The organism is Mycobacterium sp. E1386 (genome assembly GCF_001672745.1).
Taxonomy (GTDB): domain Bacteria; phylum Actinomycetota; class Actinomycetes; order Mycobacteriales; family Mycobacteriaceae; genus Mycobacterium.
The window spans coordinates 78,763-93,650 of sequence record NZ_LZKH01000078.1; the positions used below are offsets into that span (position 1 = coordinate 78,763).

The 14,888-nt window shown below is 67.5% G+C and carries 13 protein-coding genes, 2 tRNA genes and 2 pseudogenes; 10 read left to right on the forward strand and 7 right to left on the reverse strand.

The genetic code is table 11. The features are described from left to right. Positions 1-31 precede the first annotated feature (31 nt). The 6 genes from gyrA to A5709_RS08665 all read left to right on the forward strand — a co-directional run bounded on the left by gyrA (position 32) and on the right by A5709_RS08665 (position 5,225). Entirely contained in the window at positions 32-2,548 is a 2,517-nt protein-coding gene (gyrA, locus tag A5709_RS08640; protein WP_067948135.1) for a DNA gyrase subunit A, read from the forward strand. Between the two features lie 113 nt (positions 2,549-2,661). After that, positions 2,662-3,555: a DUF3566 domain-containing protein gene (locus A5709_RS08645; protein WP_068119408.1), complete on the forward strand. Its 894-nt coding sequence runs from the start codon at positions 2,662-2,664 to the stop codon at positions 3,553-3,555. A gap of 58 nt (positions 3,556-3,613) precedes the next feature. Beyond that, positions 3,614-3,687, forward strand: a tRNA-Ile gene (locus A5709_RS08650). Between the two features lie 154 nt (positions 3,688-3,841). Next, a tRNA-Ala gene (locus A5709_RS08655) sits at positions 3,842-3,914 on the forward strand. A 122-nt stretch (positions 3,915-4,036) separates the two neighbouring features. Continuing rightward, entirely contained in the window at positions 4,037-4,882 is an 846-nt protein-coding gene (locus A5709_RS08660; RefSeq protein ID WP_068119434.1) for a helix-turn-helix domain-containing protein, read from the forward strand. Further along, positions 4,836-5,225, forward strand: coding sequence for a VOC family protein (locus tag A5709_RS08665; RefSeq protein WP_068119411.1), 390 nt, complete (start codon positions 4,836-4,838; stop codon positions 5,223-5,225). Before A5709_RS08660 ends, A5709_RS08665 begins: the two co-directional genes overlap by 47 nt. Positions 5,226-5,228: 3 nt before the next feature. Here A5709_RS08665 and cwsA read toward each other — a convergent pair whose 3' ends face one another. Next, the gene (gene cwsA, locus A5709_RS08670; protein WP_068119415.1) at positions 5,229-5,663 is read right to left on the reverse strand and encodes a cell wall synthesis protein CwsA; all 435 of its coding nucleotides are present in this window, start codon (positions 5,661-5,663) and stop codon (positions 5,229-5,231) included. 128 nt (positions 5,664-5,791) lie between these two features. Here cwsA and A5709_RS08675 point away from each other — a divergent pair, with 128 nt between their 5' ends. After that, the gene (locus tag A5709_RS08675) at positions 5,792-6,340 is read left to right on the forward strand and encodes a peptidylprolyl isomerase (RefSeq protein WP_067208637.1); all 549 of its coding nucleotides are present in this window, start codon (positions 5,792-5,794) and stop codon (positions 6,338-6,340) included. A 22-nt stretch (positions 6,341-6,362) separates the two neighbouring features. Here A5709_RS08675 and A5709_RS08680 read toward each other — a convergent pair whose 3' ends face one another. Together A5709_RS08680 and crgA are read right to left on the reverse strand one after the other, a co-directional pair. Further along, the gene (locus A5709_RS08680) at positions 6,363-6,788 is read right to left on the reverse strand and encodes a PH domain-containing protein (protein ID WP_067944731.1); all 426 of its coding nucleotides are present in this window, start codon (positions 6,786-6,788) and stop codon (positions 6,363-6,365) included. Between the two features lie 155 nt (positions 6,789-6,943). After that, entirely contained in the window at positions 6,944-7,225 is a 282-nt protein-coding gene (crgA, locus tag A5709_RS08685) for a cell division protein CrgA (protein WP_067208633.1), read from the reverse strand. Positions 7,226-7,341: 116 nt separating this feature from the next. Here crgA and A5709_RS08690 point away from each other — a divergent pair, with 116 nt between their 5' ends. After that, the gene (locus A5709_RS08690) at positions 7,342-8,085 is read left to right on the forward strand and encodes a DUF881 domain-containing protein (RefSeq protein ID WP_067944727.1); all 744 of its coding nucleotides are present in this window, start codon (positions 7,342-7,344) and stop codon (positions 8,083-8,085) included. Between the two features lie 26 nt (positions 8,086-8,111). Beyond that, entirely contained in the window at positions 8,112-8,798 is a 687-nt protein-coding gene (locus tag A5709_RS08695; RefSeq protein ID WP_068119419.1) for an aminodeoxychorismate/anthranilate synthase component II, read from the forward strand. Here the strand turns inward: A5709_RS08695 and pknB are convergent. The 4 genes and pseudogenes from pknB to A5709_RS08715 all read right to left on the reverse strand — a co-directional run. Beyond that, a complete protein-coding gene (gene pknB / locus A5709_RS08700) occupies positions 8,776-10,650 on the reverse strand; it encodes a Stk1 family PASTA domain-containing Ser/Thr kinase (RefSeq protein ID WP_068119422.1) in 1,875 nt (624 codons plus the stop codon). The genes A5709_RS08695 and pknB overlap by 23 nt on opposite strands. Next, positions 10,647-11,963, reverse strand: a complete 1,317-nt coding sequence (locus A5709_RS08705) for a serine/threonine-protein kinase (RefSeq protein WP_067944724.1) — start codon at positions 11,961-11,963, stop codon at positions 10,647-10,649. The genes pknB and A5709_RS08705 overlap by 4 nt, the downstream gene beginning before the upstream one ends. Next, positions 11,960-13,438, reverse strand: a complete 1,479-nt coding sequence (gene pbpA, locus A5709_RS08710) for a D,D-transpeptidase PbpA (protein WP_067944723.1) — start codon at positions 13,436-13,438, stop codon at positions 11,960-11,962. Before pbpA ends, A5709_RS08705 begins: the two co-directional genes overlap by 4 nt. Beyond that, positions 13,435-14,691 (reverse strand): annotated as a pseudogene (locus A5709_RS08715) (FtsW/RodA/SpoVE family cell cycle protein); the annotation flags it as partial. The gene pbpA and the pseudogene A5709_RS08715, both read right to left, overlap by 4 nt. Between A5709_RS08715 and A5709_RS27955 the strand changes: the two are divergent. Next, positions 14,692-14,888: pseudogene (locus A5709_RS27955) on the forward strand (cell division protein FtsW); the annotation flags it as partial.

The window sequence follows — 14,888 nt, forward strand, 5'->3', positions numbered from 1 at the left end:
GTCAGGCACGCCAACCCACAAAGGGGAATAGATGACTGACACCACGCTGCCACCGGGCGACGAGGCCGGCGACCGCATCGAACCGGTCGACATTCAGCAGGAGATGCAGCGCAGCTACATCGATTACGCGATGAGCGTGATCGTGGGCCGCGCCCTGCCGGAGGTGCGCGACGGCCTCAAGCCGGTGCACCGCCGGGTGCTGTATGCGATGTACGACTCGGGGTTCCGCCCGGACCGCAGCCACGCCAAGTCGGCGCGGTCGGTCGCCGAGACGATGGGTAACTACCACCCCCACGGTGACGCGTCGATCTACGACACCCTGGTGCGCATGGCGCAGCCCTGGTCGCTGCGGTACCCGCTCGTCGACGGGCAGGGCAACTTCGGCTCACCCGGCAACGACCCGCCTGCGGCGATGCGTTACACCGAAGCGCGGCTCACCCCGCTGGCCATGGAGATGCTGCGTGAAATCGACGAGGAGACAGTCGATTTCATCCCGAACTACGACGGCCGCGTGCAGGAACCGACGGTGCTGCCCAGCCGGTTCCCCAACCTGTTGGCCAACGGCTCCGGCGGCATCGCGGTCGGCATGGCGACCAACATCCCGCCGCACAACCTGCGCGAGCTCGCCGAGGCCGTTTTCTGGTGCCTGGAGAACCACGAGGCCGACGAGGAGGCCACCCTGGCCGCGGTGTGCGAGCGCGTCAAGGGCCCCGACTTCCCCACCGCCGGCCTGATCGTCGGCACGACGGGCATCGCCGATGCCTACAAGACCGGGCGCGGCTCGATCCGGATGCGCGGCGTGGTGGAGGTCGAAGAGACCAGAGGCCGAACGTCTTTGGTGATCACCGAGCTGCCCTATCAGGTCAACCACGACAACTTCATCACCTCGATCGCCGAACAGGTGCGCGACGGCAGGCTGGCCGGCATCTCCAACGTCGAGGACCAGGGCAGCGACCGCGTCGGTGTGCGCATCGTCGTCGAGATCAAGCGCGACGCCGTGGCCAAGGTGGTGCTGAACAACCTCTACAAGCACACCCAGCTGCAGACCAGCTTCGGCGCCAACATGTTGTCCATCGTCGACGGGGTCCCGCGCACCCTGCGGCTCGACCAGATGATCCGCCATTACGTGGCGCACCAGCTCGACGTGATCGTCCGCCGCACCACCTACCGGCTGCGCAAGGCCAACGAACGCGCCCACATCCTGCGCGGTCTGGTCAAGGCGCTCGACGCCCTGGACGAAGTCATCGCGCTGATCCGGGCGTCCGAAACGGTCGACATCGCCCGGGCCGGGCTGATCGAGTTGCTCGACATCGACGAGATCCAGGCCCAGGCGATCCTGGACATGCAGCTGCGTCGCCTCGCCGCCCTGGAGCGCCAGCGCATCATCGACGACCTGGCCAAGATCGAGGCCGAGATCGCCGACCTGGAAGACATTTTGGCCAAGCCGGAGCGCCAGCGCGGCATCGTGCGCGACGAGCTCGCCGAGATCGTCGAGAAGCACGGCGACGACCGCCGCACCCGGATCGTCGCGGCCGACGGCGAGGTCAGCGACGAGGACCTGATCGCCCGCGAGGACGTCGTCGTCACCATCACCGAGACCGGTTACGCGAAACGCACCAAGACCGACCTGTACCGCAGTCAGAAGCGCGGCGGCAAGGGCGTGCAGGGCGCCGGCCTCAAGCAAGACGACATCGTCAAGCACTTCTTCGTCAGCTCGACGCACGACTGGATCCTGTTCTTCACCACGCAGGGCCGGGTCTATCGCGCCAAGGCCTACGAACTGCCCGAGGCGTCCCGGACCGCTCGCGGCCAGCACGTCGCCAACCTGCTGGCCTTCCAGCCCGAGGAGCGCATCGCCCAGGTCATTCAGATCCGTGGCTATGAGGACGCCCCATACCTGGTGCTGGCCACCCGCAACGGCCTGGTGAAGAAGACCAAGCTGACCGACTTCGACTCCAACCGCTCCGGTGGGATCGTGGCGATCAACCTGCGCGACAACGACGAGTTGGTGGGCGCGGTCTTGTGCTCGTCGGAGGACGACCTGCTGCTGGTGTCGGCCAACGGCCAGTCCATCCGGTTCTCGGCGACCGACGAGGCGCTGCGGCCGATGGGACGCGCCACCTCCGGCGTGCAGGGCATGCGGTTCAACACCGACGATTACCTGTTGTCGCTCAACGTGGTTCGCGAGGGCACCTACCTCTTGGTCGCGACGTCCGGCGGTTACGCCAAGCGCACCGCGATCGAGGAGTACCCGGTGCAGGGTCGCGGCGGGAAGGGCGTGCTGACGGTGATGTTCGACCGGCGGCGCGGCAAGCTGGTGGGCGCGCTGATCGTCGACGACGACAGCGAGCTGTACGCGATCACCTCCGGGGGCGGGGTCATCCGCACTGCGGCGCGGCAGGTCCGCAAGGCTGGACGACAGACCAAGGGCGTTCGGCTGATGAACCTGGGCGACGACAACACGCTGCTGGCCATCGCCCGCAACGCCGAGGAAAACGCGGATGAGGTCGTCGAGGAAGCGGAAGGCGCCGCGGAGTCCGACGGCTAGTCGGTGCAATCCCGGGGGTCCGGCGAACAGCCGGGCAATTAGACTCGGCCCGACCAGACAAAATGTGACTGCCGTCGTCCCGCGGGGCGTGGCAGGAGATCAAAGGAGTCGGGGTGAGCTCACCGAACGAGCCGGGCGCCCCCAAAATGGGCGATGGCCTCAATGGGGACGGCTCGGCCGAGCGCGCCGGCGTACACCGCGCGACGCCGCCCGCACATCCCGGACGTGCTCCCGACGCCGGAGAGTCGCCACCGCGGCAGCGCGGCGGCCCCAGGCCCCCGCAGGCGCCGCGCCAGAACGAGCCCCCGACCGAGGCGCGGCCGTCGGGCCCGCCCACCGGCGTCGAGGCCCGGCTGAACCGGTTCATCTCCGGCACCGCGGCGCCGGGCGCCGGCGCGCCCCCGCACGCGAAGAACCCGCCGCACGAGAGTGATGCCCCGCAGGGGCGCGCTGACGGGCCGCCGGCGGAGGCCTACGCCAGCGAGTTGCCGGACCTGTCCGGCCCGACGCCGCGTGGACCGCAGCGCAAGACTCCGCCCGACCGCACGGCGGAGCCGGCGAGCCCGCCGGGATCCGGCCGTTCGTCGGCGTCCGAGACCCGGGAGGGCCGCGAAAGCCACACCCAGGTGACGCGGCGACCGCGCGGGCCGGTGCGGGCCAGCATGCAGATTCGCCGGATCGATCCGTGGAGCACGCTCAAGGTCTCCCTGCTGCTCTCGGTCGCGCTGTTCTTCGTCTGGATGATCGCGGTCGCATTCCTGTACCTGGTGCTCGGCGGAATGGGCGTGTGGTCGAAGCTGAACAGCAACGTCGGCGACCTGCTGAACAACACCAGCGGCAGCAGCGGCGAGCTCGTCTCCAGCGGCACCATCTTCGGCGGCGCCGTGTTGATCGGCTTGGTGAACATCGTCCTGTTGACCGCGATGGCCACGATCGCCGCGTTCGTCTACAACCTGACCACCGATCTGATCGGCGGTATCGAAGTAACGCTGGCCGACCGCGACTAGCGTTTTGGGGGTGGGGCGGCGATTGCGGTAATCTCGTCGCTCGGCCGTACCCGTGTACGGGCCTATAGCTCAGGCGGTTAGAGCGCTTCGCTGATAACGAAGAGGTCGGAGGTTCGAGTCCTCCTAGGCCCACAACCATGTGCCCGTCAAGACGTTGCGTAAGACTTGCCCTGCCAATCACACTGATCGCTGTGGTGGCGGCGGTGGTGGTGCGCTCCCGACGCGGGGTCGAGGTCTGGCACGTGGCGGTGGACGACCCATCCGGTCAGCCACCCGATCACGTCGAGGGGCCTTAGCTCAGTTGGTAGAGCACCGCCTTTGCAAGGCGGGTGTCAGGGGTTCGATTCCCCTAGGCTCCACAAGTCGAAGTCTGCGTGGGGAGCGGCCGCACGGTTAACGTGGGACTGTGGTCGCCGGCGAGCCGATGCGCGTCTCGGAATTCGTCAATGGGCCGGCCGGGTGCGCGCCAGGTGTCGCGGCAATGGTCGGCTACCGCGCATTGGCGGCTCCCACCGGCGTGCACCGCGGAATGCCTTCGGCAAAGCTGACCCTCATCGTCAGTCGCGACGATGGCGTGTCGGCGGCCGCAACCCCGGAGGCCGTTCCCGCTGCCCAGCCAAAGCCACTGCTGGTGGGTGGTTTGCACGTCACCGCCGCGCATATCCGGCAGCAACGCGGCCAGGCCGGTGTGCAGTTGGCGGTGCATCCGCTGGCCGCCCGAGCTCTCTTCGATATGCCCGCCGCGGAGTTGGAATCGGTCGACCTCGACGCCACCCTTGTCATGGGCCCGCGTGGCGTCGAATTGCACGAGCGCGTCGCCGACGCCCGGAATTGGCGGGAAGCGTTCACCGTGATCACCAACTACCTGGTCGACGCGTCGCGGCGACATGAACGTGCGAGAGTGCGTCCCGAGGTGGTCTTCGCCTGGCAGCTGTTGGAGCGCAGCGGCGGGCGGGCCTCAGTGGCCGCGGCCGCCGAGGCCGTCGGATTGAGCCCACGGCACCTGACGACGCTGTTCCGGCGGGAAGTCGGCCGGTCGCCGAAGACGGTGGCGATGTTGATGCGCTTCGAGCACGCGACCGGCCTGATTTCCGAATCGGTGCGGCGCCGCGGCGGCCGGGTCGACCTGGCGGCCGTCGCCGTCGAGACCGGGTATAGCGATCAGGCGCACCTGAGCCGCGAGTTCACCAGATTTGCGGGCACGTCCCCGCGGCGCTGGCTGGCTGAAGAGTTCCGAAACATTCAAGACGGCGGCCATCAGCTCACCCCAGACTGCGACTATGACTGGTTCCAATCCGAGCGTGTGGTTGACATTGCAGGCCCATGACGCACCCGCGTTGATCGACTACTACGTGCACACCTTCGGCTTCGTCCTCGCCGCGCGCTATGGCGAGGGTTCGCGCGTCGACCACGCCCAACTGAACTGGCCGGAGGGAACCGGCGGCATCATGCTCGGCAGCCACAAGCCCGGCGCCGAATGGTGTCGTGAACCGGGCACCTCCGGTGGCTATGTCGTCACCAGCGACCCCGCAGCGCTATACGAGCGCATCCGTGAGCGCGAGGGCGACATCATTCGACCGTTAGCCGAAACGGATTATGGCGCAAGGGAATTCTCTGTTCGAGACCCGGAGGGCAACTTGTGGTCCTTCGGTGACTACCCCGGGGAGTGATGCCTACGGGCGCGGCTGCACGTCGACGCTCGGCGGCCGCGACTGGGGCTCCTGAGGCTTCTCCCGCACCTGGCGCCGCACAATGCTGAAGGCGACGGCGCCGCCGGCGAGGACAACGACAGCGACCCCGGCGATCACCCACGGACGCCTATTCCGGCGCTGCGCCCGTCGCGCGTCCTGAAGCGCCTGAGGCAGGCCCGCGACCACTTCCTGCGCGGCGGCCAGCTCCTGGGCGAGCGCCTCTTGTGCCGCGGCGAGTTCCTTGGCCAGGCGCCCCTCTTGGTATTTGCGACGGATCTGCGATGCGGTCGACTGCGCCGACTGGACACTGAGGCCGACGACTCCGCGGGTGACGTCGACCGGACCCAGTGTCGAGTAAGTCAGCCCCCGAGCCAGTCGCTCTCGCGGGGTCAGCCGGGATTCCGCCTTAGCGCTCATCTGCCGCCTTTCTGTGCGTCCTGAACAGACTGCCAGCATAGGGACGCCGGCGGAACCGGTATGCGCGCGACGCAGTTTCGGCCGCCGCTCGGCTTGAGCGACACCGGGTGCGGGCATGCCCACGGGTAGTGGCAGACTCTCATGCCGTGACCAACAGCCCCCATCAGACTGCTACTGCCACGCTCCACACCAACCGCGGCGACATCAAAGTCGCACTGTTCGGAAACCACGCGCCCAAGACCGTCGCCAACTTCGTTGGCCTGGCGCAGGGCACCAAGGAGTACTCGACCCAGAACGCATCGGGCGGGTCCTCCGGTCCGTTCTACGATGGGGCGGTCTTCCACCGGGTGATCCAGGGCTTCATGATCCAGGGCGGCGACCCGACCGGCACCGGTCGCGGCGGCCCGGGTTACAAGTTCGCCGACGAGTTCCACCCCGAACTGCAATTCGACAAGCCGTACCTGCTGGCGATGGCGAACGCGGGCCCGGGCACCAACGGTTCGCAATTCTTCATCACGGTCGGCAAGACGCCCCACCTGAACCGGCGGCACACGATCTTCGGCGAAGTGACGGACCCCGAATCGCAGCGAGTGGTCGAGGCGATCGCGACGACGTCCACCGACGCCAACGACCGCCCGACCGAGCCGGTGGTCATCGAGTCGATCACCATCTCCTAAGCCGGGCCGCCGGCCGTCCCGATCAGTGCGGGTGACGCCCCGCGTAACCGCTGGCGGTCAGCGCGTCGAGCACCTCGAGCGGGTCCGTCCCGAGGTCCCAGCGAGAGAACAGAATCAGGTCGTCGTCGGCCGTCTCCACCTCGAGGAGCCGGACTTTGCGTCCGTAGCGGCGGAACTCGATGATCCGGATGATCTTGATGTCGGGGGGTTGTAATACCTGCGTCCGGAACCATCCCCGGAGCAGCAAGCCGTCGGCGGTAATTGCCAGCTTTGGACGCGCGCGCCACGTCGCGCCCGCAAACAAGAGCAGACCCACCGCGGCAATCCCCGCGAGAATCCGCCCCGGCGCGTCTGTGACCACGGTCACACTGACGATAGCCATCAGAACACCGGCGACCCCACAACCAGCGATTCCTGGCGTGCTGGGCTCCCAACGTGTTTGCTGCATGCGCCGCTCAGCCCCTCCCACCACTGCCTATGGAGTTATCCACAGACGCTATCAACAGTGGGGATAAATCACACGCGTGTGATTGGGGGGTGGGAATGTTGCTGGCACAGTAACGGAGCAAGCCAAAAATGAATTCATTCCGCAGCTGACGTCGCTCAGTGCCAGCGCATCGTCAGCAACAATCCGGTGATCATGAAAGCGAAGGCGATGGCATAGTTCCACGGCCCGAGTTGCGCCATCCAGTTGAGGGCGGTCGGCGCCTGGCTGCCGACGGCGGCCAGCTGAAACACCATCAGCCAGACCAGCCCGATCAACATGAGGCCGACGAACAAGGCAACGAACCACACGCTCGACGGTCCCACCTTCACCTTCACCGGCGTGCGGCTGACCGCGCTGACGGCGAAGTCGTTCTTCTTGCGGACCTTGGACTTGGGCATGATTACCTCAGCAAGACGGTGAGTGGGACGGGTGCAACGATAAGAGGCAGCTGCACGCACAGCTTGGCTACGAGACTAACTCACCCGGCACGCCCACCAGGAAATTGGAGAGCCGAATGAGCGACGGACGCCGGTCACCATGGCGCTTCGGCGTCCCGGTGGTTTGCCTGTCGGCCGGTTTGCTCCTTGCCGCCACTCACGGGGTGTCCGGCGGCGCGGAGATCCGTCGCAGCGACGCCCCGCGGCTGGTCGATCTGGTTCGCGAGGCCCAAGCGTCGGTGAACCACCTCAACGCCCAACGCGACGCGCTGGCCGGCAAGATCGACGCCGCGCACGGACGGTCCTCGGATCTGGCGCTGGCGGCAATGCTGCGCCGCTCGGCCGAGCTGGCCACCGAGGCGGACATGAACCCGGTGCACGGGCCGGGCCTCGCTGTCACCTTGGACGACGCGCCACGCGACGCCAATGGCCGTTTCCCGCGGGATGCGTCCCCCGACGACCTGGTGGTGCACCAGCAGGACATCGAGGCCGTCCTCAACGCGTTGTGGAGCGCCGGCGCGGAGGCGATTCAGATGCAGGACCAGCGAATCATCGCCACGTCGGTGCCCCGCTGTGTCGGCAACACGCTGCTACTCAACGGGCGCACTTACAGCCCGCCCTACACGATCACTGCGGTCGGCAACGCAGCCGCCATGCAAGCCGCCCTGGCCGCCGCTCCCCTGGTCACCCTGTACCGCCAGTACGTGGTCCGCTTCGGGCTCGGCTACCGCGAAGAGGTCAAGCCCGACGTGCAGATCGTCGGCCACACCGAGCCCGACCGGCTGCATTTCGCGCAGCCCATGGGAACCATCGGCTACTGATTTCCGGCGGACGGTAACCTGGCACGGTGCGGATCCTGGTCGTCGACAACTACGACAGCTTCGTGTTCAACCTGGTGCAGTACCTCGGCCAGTTGGGCGTCGAGGCCGAGGTGTGGCGCAACGACGACGCCAGGCTTTCCGACGCGTCCGCCGTCGCCAAGCGGTTCGACGGTGTGCTGCTCAGCCCCGGTCCGGGTACCCCGGAACGTGCGGGCGCATCGATCGGTCTGGTCGGCGCGTGTGCCGCTGAGCGCACCCCGCTGCTCGGGGTCTGCCTCGGACACCAAGCCATCGGCGTCGCCTTCGGCGCCACCGTGGACCGCGCGCCCGAACTGCTGCACGGCAAGACGAGCAACGTCTTCCACACCAACACCGGTGTGCTGCAAGGGCTTCCGGATCCGTTCACGGCGACCCGCTACCACTCACTGACCATACTGCCGGAGTCGCTGCCCCCCGTGCTGGAGGTGACGGCGCGCACCCGCGGCGGCGTCATCATGGGAGTGCGGCACAGCGAGTTGCCGATTCACGGTGTCCAGTTCCACCCGGAGTCGATCCTGACCGAGGGCGGGCACCGGATGCTGGCGAACTGGCTCACCTATTGCGGGTGGGCGCGCAACGACACGCTGGTCCGCCGGCTGGAAAACGAGGTGCGGGCCGCGGTGCAGCCCTATATCCCGGCCGAACCGGCGGCTACTGGCCGAACTTCAGCGTGATGATCCCGTCCCGGTTGCACCCGGTGCCGGCCGGCGGGTTCTGATACACCACCCGGTGGGATTGCGAGCCGCCCGCGTCCACGTCGGGCCCCTTGTCCAGCACCCCGGTCCAACCCAGCGCCCGCAATCGCGGCTCGGCGTCCGTCCAGAACATGCCGCTCAGGTCGGGCATCACGAACTGGTTGCCCTTCGACACCTGGAGCTCGATCACCGAATCCACCGGAACCATCTGGCCCTTAGGCGGATTGGTGCCGATCACCTCACCGGCCGGCCGGTTGCTGTCCACCTGTGCCTGGGTGACCTTGGTGAAGCCGTAGACGGTGAGATTCTTCTGCGCGACGTCGACGGTCTGGCCCGCTACGTCTGGCACCTGCTTGGTCTCCGGCCCCGACCCGACGATGACGGTGATGACGTTGGTGATCGCCGACGTCTGGTTGGCCGGCGGGTTGGTGCCGATCACCTTGCCTAGCAACTCTGGGCTCGACGGCGAATTGGCCTGCTTGAACTTGCTGAAGCCGGCGGCCTTGAGCTTGCTGACCGCGTCGGAGTACCCCAGCGAGGAAACGTCGGGCACCTCGCGCTGTTCGGGACCGGTCGAGACGTTGATGGTGACCTCATCGCCCGCGCTCACCGAGGCGTTGGCCCCGGGGTCGGTACTGATGACGTGGTCGGGCGGGATCGCCGAATCGGGCTTTTGCAGGGTGCGCGTCTTGAAGCCGCGGTTCTGCAGCGCGGCAATGGCATCGGCGGAGACTTGGCCCCGCACGTCAGGCACCTGCACATCGCGCGTGGTGCCGCCGAGGGTGTTGAAGGCGATGACGACGACGATCGTCAGCACCGCCAACGCGGCGACCGCGACGATCCAGCGACCGACCGAACCGCCGTTGCTTTCGTCCATGCGGCGCAAGGGTTGCCGGGGCAGCGCGTCGGTGCGCGGCCCGGGCGAATTCCCGCCCGCCGCGAGCAGCGAGCTGCGGTCGGCGTCGGTGAGGACCTTGGGCGCCTCGGGCGGTTCGCCGTTGTGCACCCGCACCAGATCGGCGCGCATCTCCGCGGCGGTCTGGTAGCGGTTGTCCGGGTTTTTGGCCAGCGCCTTGAGCACGACGGCGTCGAGGTCGGCGGAGATGCCCTCGTGGCGGTGCGACGGCGGAATCGGGTCCTCGCGCACGTGCTGGTAGGCGACGGCGACCGGCGAGTCGCCGGTGAAAGGCGGCTCGCCCGTGAGGATTTCGTAGAGCACACAACCCAGCGAGTAGACGTCGGACCGGGCGTCCACGGTGTCGCCGCGAGCCTGCTCGGGAGACAGATACTGGGCCGTCCCGATCACCGCCGCGGTTTGGGTGACGCTGTTGCCGCTGTCGGCGATCGCGCGCGCGATGCCGAAGTCCATCACCTTGACCGCGTTGGTGCTGCTGATCATGATGTTCGCCGGTTTGACGTCGCGGTGGATGATGCCGTTCTGGTGACTGAAGTTCAGCGCCTGGCACGCGTCGGCAATGATCTCGATGGCCCGCCGCGGGGGTAGCGGGCCGTCGGTGTGCACGATGTCGCGCAGCGTGACGCCGTCGACGTACTCCATGACGATGTACGGCAGCGGGCCCGTCGGTGTCTCCGCCTCGCCGGTGTCGTAGACCGCGACGATCGACGGGTGGTTGAGCGCAGCCGCGTTTTGCGCCTCGCGACGGAACCGCAGATAGAAGCTGGGATCGCGGGCCAGGTCGGCGCGCAACACTTTGACCGCGACATCGCGGTGCAGCCGGACGTCGCGGGCCAGGTGAACCTCGGACATACCCCCGAATCCGAGGATTTCGCCCAGTTCATAACGGTCAGACAGGTGCTGAGGGGTGGTCATCTTGGCATCTCGTGTCGGGCCGGTGATGCGCTGAGCGTCAGTGGTTCACCCCACCCGTGCTCGGCCGGCCCTCGTTGCAGTCCAGAATTACTTATCGTCCCGCGATTCGTCCAATTGAGCCGTGGCGCGGAGCCGCTCGGGGTATTGCTCGGCGGCGGCGCGGGCGGGCTCCCGGTGTCGGTGACCGTCGGGGGCGGGGACTGCTGCTGGGTGTCTGCGCGGGAGTTGATGACGATCAGCACCGCGATGATGATGGCCAGCGCTCCGAGCACCCCGGCGGCCCACAGCAGCGCGCGCTGACCGGACGAGAAGGTCCGGCGCGCCGGGGGCGGGCGATGACCGCCGGTGGCCGGCCGGGATCGGCGCGGCGCCGCGCTGCGGGTGCTGGTCACGGCGGCCGCCCTGGTCGTGGGGCTGGACGGAATGGCCGCCGGCGATGCCCGCCCGGGAGGCGGTGACTGGCTGGGCCGGGGCGGACGGCGGCCCGCCCGTACCGCCGCCACGGCGTCGGCGAACGGCCCGCCGCTGCGGTAGCGCATCGCGGGGTTCTTGACCAGCGTGATCTCGATGAGCTCCCGCACATTGGGCGGCAGCTCCGCGGGCAGCGGCGGCGGGGGCTCTTTGATGTGCTTCATCGCGACCGTCAGGGCGCCGTCACCGGTGAACGGCCGCTTGCCCGACACCACCTCGTAGCCGACCACGCCCAGGGAGTACACGTCGCTGGAGGGCGTTGCGTCGTGGCCGAGGGCCTGTTCGGGGGCGATGTACTGGGCGGTACCCATCACCATCCCCGTCTGGGTGACGGGCGCGGCGTCGACGGCCTTGGCGATACCGAAGTCGGTGATCTTCACCTGGCCGGTCGGGGTGATCAGGATGTTGCCCGGCTTGACGTCGCGGTGCACCAAGCCGGCGGCGTGCGCGACCTGCAGGGCCCGGCCGGTCTGCTCGAGCATGTCGAGGGCGTGCCGCAGCGACAGCCGGCCCGTGCGCTTGAGGACCGAGTTCAGCGGCTCGCCGTTCACCAACTCCATCACCAGGTAGGCGGTGCGGCCTTCCCCGTCCAGCTGGCTCTCGCCGTAGTCGTGGACCTGGGCGATGCCGGGGTGATTGAGCATCGCGGTGGTGCGCGCCTCGGCGCGGAACCGCTCAATGAACTCCGGATCCTGGGAGAACTCCTGTTTGAGCACCTTGACCGCGACGCGCCGGCCCAGCCGACTGTCCACCGCCTCCCAGACCTGGCCCATGCCGCCGGTGGCGATCAGGCGCTGCAGGCGGTATCTGCCAGACAGCGTCACACCAACTCGCGGGCTCATGGTCCTCCCTGTAGCGCGGCTTGGATCACAGCCCGTCCGATCGGCGCGGCGAGTGCACCTCCCGTCGCGGACAGGCGGTCGCCGCCATTCTCTACCAACACTGCCACGGCGACTCTCGGCGTCTGCGCGGGCGCGAAGGCGATGTACCACGCGTGCGGCGGCGTATTACGCGGATCGGTGCCATGCTCTGCGGTACCCGTCTTGGATGCGATCTGCACGCCGGGAATGGCCCCTTTCTGCTGCGCGACCTTCTCGGCGCCGACCATCAGCTCTGTTAGCTTAGCGGCGACCTGGGGCGACACCGCGCGGCGCTGCTGATAGGGGACGGTGGTGCTGATGTTGGCCAGGTCCGGGCCCTTGAGGCTGTCGATCAGGTAGGGCTGCATCGTGACGCCGTCGTTCGCGATGGTCGCCGCGACCTGGGCGTTCTCCAGCGGTGTCAGCGCAACGTCCTTCTGGCCGATGCTGGTCATGCCCAGCGCGGCGGCGTCGGGGATGATCCCGACCGTTGATTCGGCGACCTGTAGCGGGATGACGCTCGGGGTGGTGTCCAGGCCGAACGAGCGTGCCATGCTGCGCAGCGCATCGGATCCGGTGTGCATGCCGAGCTGGACGAATGCGGTGTTGCAGGACAGGGCGAACGCCTGCTTGAGCGACACCGTGGGCTCGTTGCCACAGGGCTGGCCGCCGTAGTTCTCCAACTTCGCGGTGCTGTCGGGCAGCACGATGGAGGACGCCGCGGTCAACTGCTCGGCGTCGGTCGCACCCGCCTGCAGCGCGGCCGCGGTGGTGATCACCTTGAACGTGGATCCGGGCGGGTAGGTCTCCGAGATGGCGCGGTTGGTCAGCGGATTGTCGGGGTCGTCGCGAAGCCGCTGCCATGCTTGCGCCTGCACCTGGGGATCGTGTGACGCGAGCAGATTCGGGTCATAGGACGGCGATGACACCATGGCCAAGATCTTGCCGGTGGACGGCTCGAGGGCGACGACGGCGCCCTTGCACGGCGGCCCACCGCACCCCTGCTGCATCGCGTCCCACCCGGCCTGCTGGACCCGCGGTCTGATGGTGGTGTCGACGTTGCCGCCGCGCGGATCGCGGCCGGTGAAGAAATCGGCCAGCCGGCGCCCGAACAGCCGCTCGTCGGAGCCGTTCAACAGGGGGTCCTCGGCGCGCTCCAGGCCGCTGCTGGAATAGCGCAGCGAGTAGAAGCCGGTGAGCGGCGCGTAGACGGCCGGGTTCGGGTAGACCCGCAGAAAGCGGAAGCGGCTGTCGGTGGCCACCGAATAGGCCAGCAATTGTCCGCCGGCGATGATCTGGCCGCGCTGGCGCGAATACTCGTCGAGCAGGACGCGCTGATTGCGCGGATCGGCGCGCAGTGAGTCGGCGGCGAACACCTGCGTCATAGTGGCGTTGAGCAGGAGCAGCACGATCAGCGCCATGACGGTGATCGAGATGCGGCGCAGAGAGGTGTTCATACCTTCTCGATTACCTCGGTCTTGGCCGCCGCGATCGGCGAATCCTTGCGCTCACGGCCGCGTAGGGGATGCCGAGCGCTGTTGGAGATGCGAGCGAGGATGGCCAGCAACACATAGTTCGCCAGCAACGACGATCCACCGTAGGACATCCACGGGGTGGTGAGACCGGTCAGCGGGATGAGTTGCGTAACGCCGCCGACGACGATGAACAGCTGGATGGCCAGGGTGGAGGCCAGGCCCGCGGCCAGCAGCTTGCCGAAGCTGTCGCGCGTCGCGATCGCCGTGCGCATGCCGCGGACGATGACGATCGTGTAGAGCATCAAGATGCTGGCGAGCCCGACTAGCCCGAGTTCCTCACCGAACGCGGCGATGATGAAGTCGGTCGACGCGGCCGGCACGGTATCGGGTTGCCCGTTTCCCAGCCCGGTGCCGAATATGCCGCCGGTGGCGAAACTGAACAGGGACTGGACGATCTGGTAGCCGCTGCCGTCGGGGTCGGAGAACGGATCCCACCACATCTGCACCCGGACTCGCACGTGCGCGAAGACGAAATATGCGATGACGCTGCCGACCGCGAACAGCACAAGGCCGATCACCACCCAGCTGAACCGTTGTGTCGCAAGGTAAACCACCACCAGGAACGACGCGTACAGCAGCAGCGAGGTACCGAGGTCCTTTTCGAAGACCATCACGCCGATCGAGATGACCCAGGCGGCCAGCAGGGGTGCGAGGTCGCGCGGGCGCGGCAGGGTCAGCCCCATGAAATGCTTGCCGACGCTGGTGAACAGGCCCCGCTTGGCGATCAGCACGGCGGAGAAGAAGATCAGCAATAAGATCTTCGAGAATTCTGCGGGCTGAATCGAGAAGCCGGGGAAGCGAATCCAGATTTTCGCGCCGTTCTGCTCGGACAGCGATGCCGGTAGCAGTGCGGGAATCACCAACAGCACCAGGCCGGTGATCCCGCAGATGTAGCCGTACCGCGCCAGCTGCCGATGGTCTTTGAGGAATGTGACCACCAGCGCGAACGTGACCACCCCAACGAGGGTCCACATCATCTGCTGGGTTGCGCTGGGATGATGGCGGCCGCTGAGCTGGTTGTCGACCAGGTCGAGCCGATGGATCATCACCAGGCCAAGTCCGTTGAGCAGCGCCACAATTGGTAACAGCAGCGGATCGGTGTAGGGGGCGAAACGCCGGATGGCCAGGTGCGCCGACCCGAACACGAGCATGAACACCAGCCCGTAACTGATGACATTCCAACGCAATTCGCGGTCACACCTCCGCTGCCCACCCGTCGCAACGCCGAGCTGCTGCTGCTGTGCTTCGCCGCAGTGATCACCGTCGCCGCGTTGCTGATTGTGGAGGCGAACCAAGACCGCGAATTGCGTTGGAATGTCATCAGTTACGGGCTGGTGTTCATGCTCGTGTTCGGGTCGGCGCACCTGGTGAT

Bases quoted from the DNA above. Each gene is read 5' to 3' on its own strand.
- pknB (WP_068119422.1), bottom strand. From the start codon at position 10,650: ATGACCACCCCTCAGCACCTGTCTGACCGTTATGAACTGGGCGAAATC.
- A5709_RS08705 (WP_067944724.1), bottom strand. From the start codon at position 11,963: ATGAGCCCGCGAGTTGGTGTGACGCTGTCTGGCAGATACCGCCTGCAG.
- pbpA (WP_067944723.1), bottom strand. From the start codon at position 13,438: ATGAACACCTCTCTGCGCCGCATCTCGATCACCGTCATGGCGCTGATC.
- A5709_RS08680 (WP_067944731.1), bottom strand. From the start codon at position 6,788: ATGCAGCAAACACGTTGGGAGCCCAGCACGCCAGGAATCGCTGGTTGT.
- A5709_RS08690 (WP_067944727.1), top strand. From the start codon at position 7,342: ATGAGCGACGGACGCCGGTCACCATGGCGCTTCGGCGTCCCGGTGGTT.
- A5709_RS08665 (WP_068119411.1), top strand. From the start codon at position 4,836: ATGACTGGTTCCAATCCGAGCGTGTGGTTGACATTGCAGGCCCATGAC.
- crgA (WP_067208633.1), bottom strand. From the start codon at position 7,225: ATGCCCAAGTCCAAGGTCCGCAAGAAGAACGACTTCGCCGTCAGCGCG.
- A5709_RS08660 (WP_068119434.1), top strand. From the start codon at position 4,037: ATGGTCGGCTACCGCGCATTGGCGGCTCCCACCGGCGTGCACCGCGGA.
- gyrA (WP_067948135.1), top strand. From the start codon at position 32: ATGACTGACACCACGCTGCCACCGGGCGACGAGGCCGGCGACCGCATC.
- cwsA (WP_068119415.1), bottom strand. From the start codon at position 5,663: ATGAGCGCTAAGGCGGAATCCCGGCTGACCCCGCGAGAGCGACTGGCT.